Here is a 12,191-nt window from a genome sequence, read left to right as displayed (position 1 = left end):
ACGCCCGGGTCAGCCATTGCCGGCCGCCTGCTCGAGGTTCTGCACGACTTTCTGGGCGGCGGCGATCGAATCGGCACTGATCGTGTTCTGCACCTGCGACTTGGTGTAGCTGGGCAGATTGTCGACGGTGATGGTCGTCTCCTGGTACACGTGTGACAGGGAGATCGGGCCGATCGACTGCTGGATGCCCTGGTAGACGGCCACATGGCCGTTCGACTCGCCCACGAAGTAGCGGCTCTGGGTCCACTGGTAGCTGATGAACAGACCCAGAGCAATGGCGAGCACCACGACGATGCTGCCGATGAGCCAGGTGAGCTTGCGCCGACGGCTTCTTCTGCGGTCTTCGTCGATGAGCTCGTCGAGGTAGTCGTCAGACTGGGCTTCGAAGTGCGAGGGCTGGGTGGGGCCCACGCGCGGGTGCAGGCGGAGGCCGGGCATCCGGGTCGAACGGCGACCACTGCCACCGCCGAACGCGATGGGCCGCGACGCCGCCCCCACCGTCTGGGCGATGTAGGTGCTGCCGGTGAACGACTCGCTGATGTCGACGATGACGACGGTCACGTTGTCGGGTGCGCCGTGGTCGAGGCTCTCTTTGACCAGAACATCGGCGACGGCCTGCGGAGACGGGTTCTCGGCGAGGGCCGCGGCGATCTGGTCGTTGTCGACCACGCCGGTGAGGCCGTCGGAGCAGAGCAGCCAGCGGTCGCCCGGCCGGGTGTCCATGACCTGCAGGTCGACATCGGGAGTCGAATCGACGTCGCCGAGCACGCGCATGAGCACCGATCGGCGCGGATGCACCTTCGCCTCTTCGGCGGTGATGCGGCCGTTGTCGACGAGCCGCTGCACGAAGGTGTGGTCGGTGGTGATCTGGGCGAGCTTGCCGTCGCGAAAACGGTAGATACGGGAGTCGCCGATGTGTGCCAGGGCGACGCTGTGGCCGACGCGCACGAGGGCGCTGAGCGTGGTGCCCATGCCGGTGAGCTCCGGATGCTCGTACACGGCCTCGGCCAGAATGGCATTCGCGCTGACAATGGCCTCCTGCAGCGCGAACTCGGCGTCGACGGCCGAACTGTACTCGCCGTCGATCTCGAGCAGCTTGTTCAGTGCGAGAGCACTCGCGACGTCGCCGCCCGCGTGGCCCCCCATGCCGTCGGCGACCGCGAACAGAGACTGCCCGGCGTACCCGCTGTCTTGGTTGTTCGAGCGCACCTTGCCCACATGGGAGACGGCCGCACTTTCGGTCACTAACGCCATTGTTCTGCCCGTGCCCCTAACGCCTGAGCTCAAAACTGGTGGAACCGATCTTGATGGGCGTGTTCAGCGCAACGGCAGTGGGTTGGGTGACACGTTTTCCGTCGAGAAACGTGCCGTTCGTTGAGTCGAGGTCTTGAATGACCCACTCGTTGTTCCAGTTCAGAAGGCGTGCATGGTGAGTTGAGGTGTAGTCGTCGCGAATGACCACGCTCGAGTCTGTCGACCGGCCGATGGTGAGCGGGTCGACGCCCAGCTCGATCTCGGTTCCGGCCTTGGCGCCGGAGGTGATGACCAGCTTGTGCGCATTGCTGGTGGTGGCACGCGGATGCACGCCGGCGGTCGAGCCGGCGAGGGGGGTGAACACGGGAATCTTCGACTGCGGGGCCGGGGTCGGTGGGTGAGTCGACGGCAGCGGGGTGTTCGTGGCGGCGGCACCGACGACTTTGCCGGCCGGGGCGGGAGTTGCAGCGGCCCCGGCTACGGCGCCGCCTGCTGCGCTCGCCCCGCCTGCGGCGGCCGCAGCGTTCTGCGGAAACGGGCTCGACGCCTGCCCGGCCTGGCCCGACTGCGCGGCACTCGGCTCGCGCATCTTGCGAACGCGCTGCCCGAACAGGTCTGATCGCATCGCATACACGATGACGAATACGAAGACCCAGAGCACGGCGAGAAAGCCGAACCGCAGAATGAGAAGAGTGAGTTCACTCATAGATCCCACCTGAACGGTTCTGCCGCCGGGGGCGGGCCGTCTGCCGGCGCGGGTGCGGAGGGCGACGGCGACGCTGGTGAGCCGGCGGCCGAAGCCGAGGCCGACTGCGCCAGCACCCGGAAGACGACCCGGGTGCGGCCGATCTGAATCACTGAATCGGGCTCGATGACGGCTCGTTTGAACGCCTGGCCGTTCAGCTGCGAACCGTTCGTCGAGTCGAGGTCTCGTGCTTCAGCACGTTTGCCATCCCACACCACCTCGATGTGTTTGCGCGAGATGCCGGTGTCTTCGACGGTGATGTCAGCATCGTGGCCTCGCCCGATGACCGTGCGCGACTGGGTGATGGGGTAGCGCTTGCCCGCGACGTCGAGCACGGGCATCCACGTCACGTCGCGCTGGATGGTCGAACTCTCGACCTCGAGCAGACCGGCGCTCAGCCGCGGCACCTCGGCGAGGGTCACACTGATACCGCCGGCGAACTGGAAGCTCTGCGCCGTGGCGTGCTTCTGAACGATCTGCACGAGGTCGTCGATGAGGGTGGCCCCGAGCGCGCTCATGCGCTCGAAGTCGCTTTGCCCGAGGTTCACGACGAAGCTGTTGGGAACCAGAATGCGCTCGCGCGAGACGACGGCGGCCTTCGTGTCGAGCTCGCGCTTCAGAGCGGAGCCGATCTCAACCGGCTGCAGCCCCGAGCGAAAAGTCTTGGCAAAGGCGCCGTTGACGGCACGTTCGAGACCCTTCTCGAAGTTGTCCAGTATTCCCACGCGTCTCCCATGTTCGGTGGGCGCAACAGATCGTCGCGCACACTCTGCAGGCATGAATGCTACGTCAGATGGTACCTGTCTGGGGTGTTAATGCCCTGCGGGGTGACATGCGAGGCGGTTTATTGGCCCGCTTTGCCGTGCAGTGTCGGGTGGACGCACTGCCCTCGGTTTTCACAAACCGCCCCAAGGGTGCTAACCTCGCTGAGTTGGCGCGAGTGGCGGAATTGGTAGACGCGCACGGTTCAGGTCCGTGTGTTCGTAAGGACGTGGGGGTTCAAGTCCCCCTTCGCGCACCAGCATTGAGAGGCTCATCTGCAGCACTGCTGCGGTGGGCCTCTCGTCATTTCGTCGAGAATATCGGTGGCGGCCCAGACCTGATTGCGCTTTCGATGCGTGACGTCATGAATGATTCCCGCGGCGACGAGACGCTTCAGGGCGGCGTAGGCGCTTGACCCTGATGCGCCCGTCAATCTCACGGCGTCGTCGGCCGAGATCAAGGCCGCTCGTGCCGCTCTCTCTGGCGCTACAACTCTATGATCGCGCGATCCCGACGTGGTCACGTGACGCCACAACCGGCAGGGGCATCCCCTTAAACGGGCATCCGGCCGTCATGGGGCCCGAAGAGTTACGAACGTACGGCGAAGTAGAAGAGAAACGCCCCGAATGCTGCGAACATGCCGCCGAACGCGGCAAGGGCGAGGCCCAGAGCGGTGAGCCCGGGAGCGAAGACGAGGCCCAGCACGGTGACGAGCAGGCCGAACGCAATGACGATCGAGCCGTAGGCCACGAGGGTGGCGTAGGCGGGGCGTCGGAGGGTCGAGGCGGGGTCGAGTTCGGTCATGACGCGAGCCTAGCCGCCCCGCGCCGCCGTGCCCCGCCCCGCGCCTGCAGGAATCAGAGCGTGAGGGCATCCACCGCGTCGAGAATGGCGGCGACCTCGGTGCGGGTGGTGTAGTCGACGTGAATGTCGGCGAACGAGACCACGCGGCCGGCATCGATGACGAGAACGGTGGGGAAGGGGATGTCGCCGGTCGCGTCGGCATTGCTGTCGGCCACGTCGAACCCGAGCGCGGTGTGGGCTGCGCGGGCATCGGCAGTGGGCTCGGTGACGATGCCAAGCTGACGCACGAGCACATTCGAGGCGTCAGAGAGCACGGGAAAGTCGAGTTCGGCACTCTCGGTGATGGCCTTCGAGCCGTCGGGGGTCTGGGGGCTGATGGCGATGAGCCGGACGCCCCGCTCACGCAGTGCGGGCAACAGGTCGCGCTGGTACGTCTGCAGGGTGATGTTGCAGTACGGGCACCAGGCTCCGCGGTAGAACACGAGCACGGCGGGGGTGCCGTCGAGCGACTCGGCCAGCGTGGTGGTGTCGCCCCCGGGGGTGAGCAGACGAGCATCCGGAACCGTATCTCCCACGGCGACGGTGCTGGCCGGGATGCCGTCGGTGGTGAGGGCTGCCTGCTCGGCGGCGAAGACCGCTGAGAGGTCGGGGCCGATCTGGGCCTCGAACCCGGTGTTGAATTCGGCGACCTGGGCGGCGATGCTGGCGGGGATGGTACTGGCTGGGGCGGTCTCGGTCGGGGCGGCAGCGTTGGTGGTCATGGGGTTCCTTCGGGGCACGGAGCTGGTGTGGGGATTCGAGGGTAATCCGGGCGGCCGCGTCAAGCCTGTGCGCACGTCACGGAACGTCACATAGCATCGAATGCGGTCGATTCGCGGTCGCAGAGAGCGGGAAAAACCTATGAAGAACCGCACAATCGGAGATGTCACGGTGAGTGCGATCGGGCTCGGCGGCATGCCGATGTCGATCGAGGGACGGCCTGACGAAGAGCGCTCGGTGGCGACGATCCATGCCGCGCTCGAGGCGGGTGTCACCCTCATCGACACGGCTGACGCGTACCACATGACCGCCGATGACGACGGGCACAACGAGTTGCTCATCGCGAAGGCGCTGAAGAGCTACGGCGGCGACACGTCGGGTGTTCTGGTGGCGACTAAAGGCGGGCACCTGCGCCCGGGTGATGGCAGCTGGACTCTCAACGGGCACCCCGACTACCTGAAGGAAGCGGCGAAGGCTTCGGCTTCACGGCTCGGCGTCGACAGCATCGGGCTGTACCAGCTTCACCGACCCGACCCCGCTGTGCCCTACGAAGAGTCGGTTGGGGCGCTGCGCGACCTACTCGACGAGGGCGTGATTCGCATGGCTGGCATTTCGAATGCTGATGTGAACCAGATTCGCCAGGCAAACGAGATTCTGGATGGTCGGCTGGTCTCAGTGCAGAACCAGTTCTCACCCAAATTCAGGTCGAGCCAGGGCGAACTCGAGCTCTGTGACGAACTGGGCCTCGCGTTTCTGCCGTGGAGCCCCCTCGGCGGCATCACGGGGGCGTCAGACCTGGGCGGTAAGGGCGATACGTTCGCGCGCATCGCCGGGGTGCACGGGGTGAGCCCGCAGGTGCTGTGCCTTGCATGGGAGCTGGCGTTGGCGCCGGTGGTGGTGCCGATTCCTGGCGCTTCACGGCCAGCGAGCATCCGCGACTCGGCAACGGCGGCCGACCTCGAGTTGACGGCCGACGAGGTTGCGGAGCTGTCGGGTCTGTAGAGCCGGGGTGAGGCGTGGGGTGCGCACGTGCGCGCCCCCGCCTCGCACGGGTGTCGGGGATGAGTGGTGCCGGTGCGAGACACGGCCAGTGTCAGTGGCTCGGGCGAAAATGATCCCATGATCAAATCTCACGTTCGCGCAGCGGTCGACACCGTCTCAGCCATGCTCAGGCCTGTGCCCATTGAACCTCTGTACCTTGTCAGGGGGTACTCTCCTGCGTTTCGGCGCATGGGCTTCGCCTACGCGCTTCTCGGGGTGAGCGGTGCGGTCATTCCGGTGATGTTGTTGTGGGGCAACTGGCTGGGCGTCGTGTCGCGACCGTGGTTCGGCCTGTTGCTTGCAACAGACCAGCTCCTGGTGGAGATCTCATTCATTGTGCTCGTTCTCAGCGCGCAGCGATTCATCTTCTTTCGCCCCAGGCTGATGGCCTCGGGGAGGGCGCAGCTGTGAGCCCGGCAGCACAGGCGGTGCTCGGCCTCCTCTCACTGATCGGTATTGTCTGTTTCTGGCGGGCGGCACTCTTCAGCAGGGCGGCGAGAGAGCTTCGGCGGGAGAGAAGCCGACGGCTGGGTGCGCTTCGTGCCCAATTGCCAGCAGGTGAGGGGGGCGAGGAGAGCCGGTTTCGACCGCACGCGCTTGAGCTTCTCACGCCCGGTGAGCTTCAGACGGTCGTGACAGAAGAGAGCGTCTCGGCCCGGTGGATCGGCAGCCGTTCGCTGGGTGACCTCAGCGACGTGCAGGCTCGAACCATGGCCAGCATGGCTCGCAGTCACGCGCGCCAGTGCGCCGCCGCCGGGCAGGTGCTGATCATCGCTGCGACGGTGGTGCTCGGCAGCTACCTGCCGGCCTGGGTTGCAAGTGTGGCCAGTTTCGACGGGTCGAATGAAGCCTCTGGCAGCTTCATCGGCCCGATTCTCGCCGTTGGTGGGCTGGCACTCGCAGTGGTGTTGGGGCTGAGGCTCGGCGATAGCGCCGAGCGGTCTCGCCGTGATGCTGCAGTGTTTGTTCGGGTTCACGTGCGTGGCGGGCCGGTCTCGGGCGAGACCGAGCTGAGGCGCACTGACCCGTCGGCCGCTGCAGGTTAGAGGAGCAGTGAGCGCAGCTGGTCGACGGAGTGCACGATGGCGATGGCGCCGGGGGCTTCGGCGGGAGAGCCGTACCCCCACTCCACCATGATGGGCGGGATGCCGTGCTCGGCGGCGCCCTCCATGTCGTGGATGCGGTCGCCCACGAGAACGAGATTCGACAGGTCGACGTTCAGCTCACGCAGCCGCAGGAGGGCCTCGGCGATGACGTCTCCCTTGGCGCTTCGGGTTTCGTCTTCGCTGGCTCCGGCGATGACCACGAAAGCGTGCTGAAGGCTCAGGTGCTCGAGAATGCGGTTTGCCTGCACCTCCGACTTCGAGGTGGTGACGGCCAGCGGAATGCCGGCTTTGAACAGAAACTTCACCAGCCCGACCATGCCCGGGAAAGTGACGGCGTCGTCTTGCGGGCCTTCGCTGGCCGCGAGATCGCGGTAGATGACGAGGGCCTGGTTGGCCTCAGCCTCGTTCATGTTGGCGACGAGCTCGAAGCCCTGCAGGATGGGCGGCCCGATGAACTGCATGAGATCGGCGGGGGCAGGAACCGGGCGGCCCAACGCGAGAAGCGTGCGTGAGAGGCGGCCGATGATGCCAGGGGCCGAGTCGGTGATCGTTCCGTCGAGGTCGAACAAGACGCACGACCAAGGTTTGTGGGGCGCGACCGCTGCGGTTGAAATCTCTTCAGTAGACATTGGGGCAATTCTAGGGTGCCGAGGATTACCTGCCCTGTCGGGGGCGTTTCGCGGCTCGCGCCGGGCGCCTGGGCGAACTACGATCGGTTCATAAACGATGACGCCCTGACCCCAGAGACCACGGCCCGGGATGCCCGACCCAGTGACGAAGAACCCCGAAAGCGGGTGACTCCGGGACGGGTGTTCGTGTTGGCGCTGGTGGTGGCCGCGGCGATTGTGGTCGCCACGGGCATCCTGCCCGCCCCCTCGTCGCTCGCCCTCGTCGAACGGGTGGGGCCGGTGCTCGGGTTTGTGGTGGCGATCACGATCGTCACCGAGCTGGCGTCGGAGGCCGGGCTGTTCGCGGTGCTCTCCGACCGGCTCGCTGGCTGGGGCAGACGACGGGTCTGGATGCTCTGGCTGTTCGTTCTCGCGCTCGCGACGCTCAGCACGATCTTCTTGTCGCTCGACACGACCGCCGTGCTCGTGACACCGGTGGTGGTGCTGCTGGCGTTGCACGCGGGCATACCGCCAGTGCCGTTCGCGCTGGCGACGGTGTGGCTCGCGAACACGGCCTCGCTGCTGCTGCCGGTGTCGAACCTGACGAAACTGCTGGCGGCGAGTGCGCTGCGGTTCGGCGGTCCGTTCGACTATGTGGCGCTGGTGTGGGCTCCGGCGCTGGTCGGGGTGCTGGTGCCGATCGTGATTCTGACGGGGGTGTTCTGGCGGCGGCTGGGCGGGGTTCGGGGGCGGTATGAGGTGCCGGAACGGGCATCCATCGCCGACCGGCGACTGCTCGTGGTGTCGGCTGTGGTGGTGGCGGTGCTACTTCCGCTGTTGGTGTCGGGGTTGCCGGTGTGGATTCCGGCGACGGCTGGCGCTGTGGTGCTGGTGGTGGCATTCGGGGTGCGGCGGCGGTCGTCGCTGAGTGTGCGGCTGGTGCCGTGGTCGGCCGTTGGTATCGCGGCGGGGCTGTTCGTGCTGGTCGAGGCGGCGCAGGTGCACGGGCTGTCAGGCGCCGTTGCGGCGGTCGCGGGGTCGGGTACGTCGTTGCCGGCGCTGCTGCAGCTCACGGGTGTGGGTGCAGTTGCGGCGAACGGGATCAACAATCTTCCGGCGTATCTGGTGATCGAGCCGGCGGCGGCGGGCGATCCGTTGCGGCTGGCTGCGCTGCTCATCGGCGTGAATCTCGGGCCGCTCGTCACGCCGTGGGCATCACTCGCGACCCTGCTGTGGCACCAACGTGTGACCTCCCTCGGCGTGAGCATCTCGTGGCCGCGCTTCGTCGTCTTCGGCCTCGCCGCCGTTCTCGTCACCCTGCCGCTCGCCGTGCTCGCCCTCTGGCTCTCGGCCGGCGCCCCCTGACCCCCTGCCCGCACCCGCCGCAAGGGCGGCGGCGAAAAAAATTCAGGGCGAACAAAAGAATTCAGAACAGGCGACTGTCGCTATCGTCGAGGCCGCGCATGGCGTCGTAGTCGAGCAGCAGGGTGCGAATGCCGCGGTCGTGAGCGAGGGTGCGCGCCTGGGGCTTGATCTCCTGTGCGGCGAAGATGCCGGTGACGGGGGCGAGGTGCGGGTCGCGGTTCATGAGTTCGAGGTAGCGGGTGAGCTGTTCGACGCCGTCGATGTCACCGCGGCGTTTGAGTTCGACGGCGACGGCAGCGCCTGTGGCGTCGCGCGCGAGAATGTCGACCGGGCCGATGGCGGTCATGTATTCGCGCCGCACGAGGGTGTGGCCTTCGCCGAGCAAGCCGATCTGCTCAGCGAGGAGCTTCTGCAGGTGGGCTTCGACGCCGTCTTTGACGAGACCCGGGTCGACCCCGAGGTCGTGCGACGTGTCGGTGAACACCTCGTGGATGGAGACCACGAGAAGATCGGCCGTTTTCGCGTGCGTGACCTTCCAGAGTTCTGTGATGCCCGTATCCAGCTGCTCCTGATCGGGCTCGAGAATCTGCAGGGTGCAGGGCGGGCTCATCCAGTTCAGGGGTTTGTACGATCCGCCGTCGGAGTGCACCAGAATGCTGCCGTCGTTCTTCAGCATGAGCAGGCGGGTGGCGAGGGGCAGGTGGGCGCTCAGCCGGCCCGCGTAGTCAACGGCACATTTCGCAATAACAAGTCGCACGGGCCTCAGTTTAACGGCGCGAGAACTTTCCGGTGCGCTCGCGGGCGGCGGGGGTGGCGAGGGCCGCGAGGATGAGCAGCGCGAGCACCACGTAGAGAGCGTTCAGAATGCCGAAGTGCTGGCCGAGAAAGCCGAGCAGCGGCGGGCCCGCCAAGAACGCGACGTAGCCGATGATGGCCACCGCGCTGACCCGGGCGGCGGCTTTCTGGGGGTCGTCGGCCGCGGCGGAGATGCCCACCGGAAACCCGAGCGATGCCCCGATACCCCACAGACCCGCGCCGACGAACGCCATCGGCAGGCTCGGCGACAGGATGAACAACAGCACTCCTATGGCACCGATCAGCGCCGACCAGCGCAGCACCGGCACGCGGCCCAGGCGGTCGAGCACGGGCCCGCCCGCCACGCGGCCGACGGTCATCGCGGTCACGAACACGCCGAACATGATGGCGCCGGTGGTGTTGTCTTGCCCATGGCCGTCGATCGTGGCGATGGCCACCCAGTCGTTCGCTGATCCTTCGGCGAAGGCCATACCGAGCAGAATGAGCCCGATGAGCAGCAGCCGCACGTCGGCCCAGACGGCGAGGCTCTCTCTGATGCGCGCCTTCAGCGGCAGTGCGGGCGCGAGAGGCTCGTCGGATTCGACGACGGCCGGCAGGTAGCGCACCACAACGACGGCGACGAGCAGAATCAGCACGGCGACCACGAGGAGGTGCACCGAGACGGGGATGCCGAGGGCCGATGCGGCGGCGCCGAGCCCTGCGCCAACGACGGTTCCGAGGCTGAAGAAGGCGTGCATGAGGGGCAGCAGTGTGCGCCCGATGGCCCGCTCTGCGCCGGCGCCTTCGAGGTTCATCATCACGTCGAGGGCGCCGTTGGCGAGGCCGAGAACGGCGAGAAAGAGCATGGCGAGACCGGGTGAGGGCAGCAGGGTGGCCGACAGACCGACGCCGGCGAGCGACAGACCGCTCACACAGAGGGCGAACAGGATGCCCCGGCGCGCCCCGATGCGGTTCAGGATGAGGGGCGCGGCGACGAGGCCCACCACTGATCCCGCAGAGAGGCAGAGGATCAGCAGGCCCACGGCCGCGGTGTCGAGGTGCAGCTGGTCACGCACGGCGGGCAGGCGCGAGATCCAGGAGGCCAGGGTGAGGCCGCTGAGGGTGAAGACGACGAAGACAGCGTTGCGCCAGGCCGTGAGGTTCGGGGCGACGGGTGCGCCGGGAACGACCGGCGACGAGCCGGTGTCGGTGGGGTGAGTCATGGGGGCCTCGACGCTGGGGGTGGGTGAGCTGGGGGCGAGAGTCGGGTGATTCGAACGACTCTGCCTGAGCATCCGGTACCGAATCGAATCGATTCGAATGTCTACGACTACGCTATGGGATGTGAGTGCAAACAATCAACCTCACCGTGGCCACCCGGCCCGCTCGACGCTTGCCGATGTGGCCAGGCTCGCCGGGGTGTCGGGGTCGACCGCGTCGATCGCGTTCAGTGGCGACGGCTCGATTTCGGCGGCCACGCGCGAGAAGGTGCTGAAGGCGGCGGCCGAGCTGAACTACTACGGGCCCGACCCGCGCGCGAAGTCGCTGCGGCAGGGCCGCTCAGGCATCGTGGGGGTGGTGCTCGAAGACCGCATCATCCACTCGTTTCGCGACCCGATGACCATTGCGGCGCTTGACGGCATCTCGCAGGAGATCGGCGAGGGCGGCGGAATGCTGCTGCTCACAGCCACGGGCGTTGGTGAGCCGAGCATCCAGACGGCCGTGTTCGACGCGGCGATCTTTCTCGGCTGCAGCCCGCATCTTGCCGGGTCGATCACGGTAATGCGGCAACGCAATGTTCCGATGGTGGCCATCGAGGGGCAGCATTTTGACGGTGTGGTGGCTGTTGACCTCGACAATCGAAAGGCCGCGGCCGTCATGGCGCAGCACGTGTACGACCTCGGGCACCGTCTGGTTGCGACCGTGACGCTGCCGCTGGATGCCCGGCGTGAGCTGCGCGCTCTCACCCCAGCCGACCTCGAGACGGCCACCACGGCGGTGTCGCGCGACCGGCTCGAGGGGGCCCGCGCGGTGTACCCGTCGGTGACCGGGTTCGTGACGTCGACCTCGTCGAGCGATGACGGTTTCGCGGCCGCCCTGCTGCTGCTCGATGTGGCTCCGGATGCCCGGCCCACCGCCATCATCGCCCAGAGCGACCTCATCGCGGTGGGCGTCATCCGCGCGGCAGAAGCTTTGGGGCTTTTGGTGCCGCACGATGTGACGGTGGTCGGGTTCGATGGTGCCCGCATCGAAGGATTCACCCACCACGACCTCACCACCATGGTTCAGCCGGCCACCGAGAAGGGCCGCGCGGCGGGGCGGGCGGTCACCGAGCTGCTGGCGGGCGAGGCGTCACCCGACGTGGCGTTCACGTGCCGGTTGCACGTGGGCGACACGGCTGCGCCGCCCACCGCGGTCGCGCGTTGACAACGGTAGTTACGAGCCGGTGAGTGCCGCCGAGGACTGCACGTCGCGCAGCTCGCCCCAGAGGGTCGCGGCCTGGGCACCGGTGGCGGTGGCCGTGATCTGCACGAGGTCGACGACGGGGCCGTTGGCGAGAAGGGCAAGGCGAACGCCCTGCATGAGGGTGCCGACGCGCGGGTCGGAGTAGCTGAACTCGATGCGGAAGCCGTCGGTGCCGAGCACGGGCAGCTCGTCACGGCCGAGTTCGACGACGCCGTCGATCAGCTGAACCTGCAGGGTGAGGGCGTCGATCGCGGTCTGGAGCGTGTAGTCGGCGTCGAAGCGGGTGACGGCGACGATGACGTTCGGGCGAAACTCGCCGTGCTCAGTCGCGCGGCCCGCCGCCAACACGGCACCGGAGGGTGAGAACGGCGCCCACGTGTCGGGAAGCTCGAGGCTGATCGACGGGAACGCCGGGGCCGCGTCGCTGGGAAACGTGAGGGTCGACGTCATGGAAAGCCTTTCGGGTGATCACGTTCGGGGCGGGCG

General features: G+C 67.1%; 14 protein-coding genes and 1 tRNA gene. 6 read left to right on the top strand and 9 right to left on the bottom strand.

All coding sequences use genetic code 11. The annotated features are described in order from the left end of the window. Positions 1-9: 9 nt before the first annotated feature. From D4765_RS00075 to D4765_RS00065, 3 genes are read right to left on the bottom strand one after another with little or no spacing between them, the layout of a single operon-like run. Positions 10-1,254, bottom strand: a complete 1,245-nt coding sequence (locus D4765_RS00075) for a PP2C family protein-serine/threonine phosphatase (protein ID WP_136640180.1) — start codon at positions 1,252-1,254, stop codon at positions 10-12. Positions 1,255-1,270: 16 nt separating this feature from the next. Next, positions 1,271-1,960, bottom strand: coding sequence for an FHA domain-containing protein FhaB/FipA (locus D4765_RS00070; protein WP_136640179.1), 690 nt, complete (start codon positions 1,958-1,960; stop codon positions 1,271-1,273). Beyond that, a complete protein-coding gene (locus D4765_RS00065; protein WP_136640178.1) occupies positions 1,957-2,724 on the bottom strand; it encodes an FhaA domain-containing protein in 768 nt (255 codons plus the stop codon). Before D4765_RS00065 ends, D4765_RS00070 begins: the two co-directional genes overlap by 4 nt. Positions 2,725-2,933: 209 nt before the next feature. Between D4765_RS00065 and D4765_RS00060 the strand changes: the two genes are divergently transcribed. Then, positions 2,934-3,020 (top strand) — tRNA-Leu (locus tag D4765_RS00060). A gap of 329 nt (positions 3,021-3,349) precedes the next feature. On the opposite strand, the gene D4765_RS00055 is transcribed toward D4765_RS00060, so the two are convergent. Both D4765_RS00055 and D4765_RS00050 read right to left on the bottom strand, forming a co-directional pair. Beyond that, positions 3,350-3,565 (bottom strand): hypothetical protein, encoded by a 216-nt coding sequence (locus tag D4765_RS00055; RefSeq protein ID WP_136640177.1) that lies wholly within the window; start codon positions 3,563-3,565, stop codon positions 3,350-3,352. Positions 3,566-3,618: 53 nt separating this feature from the next. Further along, complete coding sequence (locus D4765_RS00050; RefSeq protein WP_136640176.1) at positions 3,619-4,326, bottom strand: peroxiredoxin-like family protein; 708 nt, start codon at positions 4,324-4,326, stop codon at positions 3,619-3,621. A 139-nt stretch (positions 4,327-4,465) separates the two neighbouring features. Here D4765_RS00050 and D4765_RS00045 point away from each other — a divergent pair, with 139 nt between their 5' ends. The 3 genes from D4765_RS00045 (at position 4,466) to D4765_RS00035 (ending at position 6,411) form a co-directional block, all read left to right on the top strand. Continuing rightward, on the top strand, positions 4,466-5,326 hold the full coding sequence (locus tag D4765_RS00045) for an aldo/keto reductase (protein ID WP_136640175.1): 861 nt from the start codon (positions 4,466-4,468) through the stop codon (positions 5,324-5,326). Between the two features lie 117 nt (positions 5,327-5,443). Beyond that, positions 5,444-5,776, top strand: coding sequence for a hypothetical protein (locus D4765_RS00040; protein WP_136640174.1), 333 nt, complete (start codon positions 5,444-5,446; stop codon positions 5,774-5,776). Positions 5,777-5,997: 221 nt separating this feature from the next. Continuing rightward, positions 5,998-6,411 carry a hypothetical protein gene (locus D4765_RS00035; protein ID WP_136640173.1) on the top strand — a complete coding sequence of 138 codons (414 nt, stop codon included), beginning with the start codon at positions 5,998-6,000 and terminating at the stop codon, positions 6,409-6,411. Here D4765_RS00035 and D4765_RS00030 read toward each other — a convergent pair. After that, positions 6,408-7,100: an HAD hydrolase-like protein gene (locus D4765_RS00030; protein WP_136640172.1), complete on the bottom strand. Its 693-nt coding sequence runs from the start codon at positions 7,098-7,100 to the stop codon at positions 6,408-6,410. The two genes, D4765_RS00035 and D4765_RS00030, sit on opposite strands and share 4 nt — an antisense overlap. Before the next feature lie 165 nt (positions 7,101-7,265). Between D4765_RS00030 and D4765_RS00025 the strand changes: the two genes are divergently transcribed. Beyond that, positions 7,266-8,444, top strand: coding sequence for an SLC13 family permease (locus D4765_RS00025; RefSeq protein ID WP_237280182.1), 1,179 nt, complete (start codon positions 7,266-7,268; stop codon positions 8,442-8,444). Between the two features lie 61 nt (positions 8,445-8,505). Here D4765_RS00025 and nucS read toward each other — a convergent pair whose 3' ends face one another. Beyond that, entirely contained in the window at positions 8,506-9,201 is a 696-nt protein-coding gene (nucS, locus tag D4765_RS00020) for an endonuclease NucS (RefSeq protein ID WP_136640171.1), read from the bottom strand. Between the two features lie 10 nt (positions 9,202-9,211). Beyond that, a complete protein-coding gene (locus D4765_RS00015) occupies positions 9,212-10,462 on the bottom strand; it encodes an MFS transporter (protein WP_136640170.1) in 1,251 nt (416 codons plus the stop codon). 121 nt (positions 10,463-10,583) lie between these two features. Between D4765_RS00015 and D4765_RS00010 the strand changes: the two genes are divergently transcribed. Then, a complete protein-coding gene (locus D4765_RS00010) occupies positions 10,584-11,666 on the top strand; it encodes a LacI family DNA-binding transcriptional regulator (RefSeq protein WP_237280181.1) in 1,083 nt (360 codons plus the stop codon). 9 nt (positions 11,667-11,675) lie between these two features. On the opposite strand, the gene D4765_RS00005 is transcribed toward D4765_RS00010, so the two are convergent. Further along, positions 11,676-12,155: an LpqN/LpqT family lipoprotein gene (locus tag D4765_RS00005; protein ID WP_136640168.1), complete on the bottom strand. Its 480-nt coding sequence runs from the start codon at positions 12,153-12,155 to the stop codon at positions 11,676-11,678. Positions 12,156-12,191: the final 36 nt, after the last annotated feature.

This window comes from Subtercola vilae, from assembly GCF_004923255.1.
GTDB classification, from domain to species: Bacteria; Actinomycetota; Actinomycetes; order Actinomycetales; family Microbacteriaceae; genus Subtercola; species Subtercola vilae.
Note: the sequence above shows the minus strand (reverse complement) of the source record. Positions and strands in the feature narration are given on the sequence as shown.

Bases quoted from the DNA above. Each gene is read 5' to 3' on its own strand.
- D4765_RS00075 (WP_136640180.1), bottom strand. From the start codon at position 1,254: ATGGCGTTAGTGACCGAAAGTGCGGCCGTCTCCCATGTGGGCAAGGTG.
- D4765_RS00070 (WP_136640179.1), bottom strand. From the start codon at position 1,960: ATGAGTGAACTCACTCTTCTCATTCTGCGGTTCGGCTTTCTCGCCGTG.
- D4765_RS00055 (WP_136640177.1), bottom strand. From the start codon at position 3,565: ATGACCGAACTCGACCCCGCCTCGACCCTCCGACGCCCCGCCTACGCC.
- D4765_RS00050 (WP_136640176.1), bottom strand. From the start codon at position 4,326: ATGACCACCAACGCTGCCGCCCCGACCGAGACCGCCCCAGCCAGTACC.
- D4765_RS00045 (WP_136640175.1), top strand. From the start codon at position 4,466: ATGAAGAACCGCACAATCGGAGATGTCACGGTGAGTGCGATCGGGCTC.
- D4765_RS00040 (WP_136640174.1), top strand. From the start codon at position 5,444: ATGATCAAATCTCACGTTCGCGCAGCGGTCGACACCGTCTCAGCCATG.
- D4765_RS00030 (WP_136640172.1), bottom strand. From the start codon at position 7,100: ATGTCTACTGAAGAGATTTCAACCGCAGCGGTCGCGCCCCACAAACCT.
- D4765_RS00015 (WP_136640170.1), bottom strand. From the start codon at position 10,462: ATGACTCACCCCACCGACACCGGCTCGTCGCCGGTCGTTCCCGGCGCA.
- D4765_RS00005 (WP_136640168.1), bottom strand. From the start codon at position 12,155: ATGACGTCGACCCTCACGTTTCCCAGCGACGCGGCCCCGGCGTTCCCG.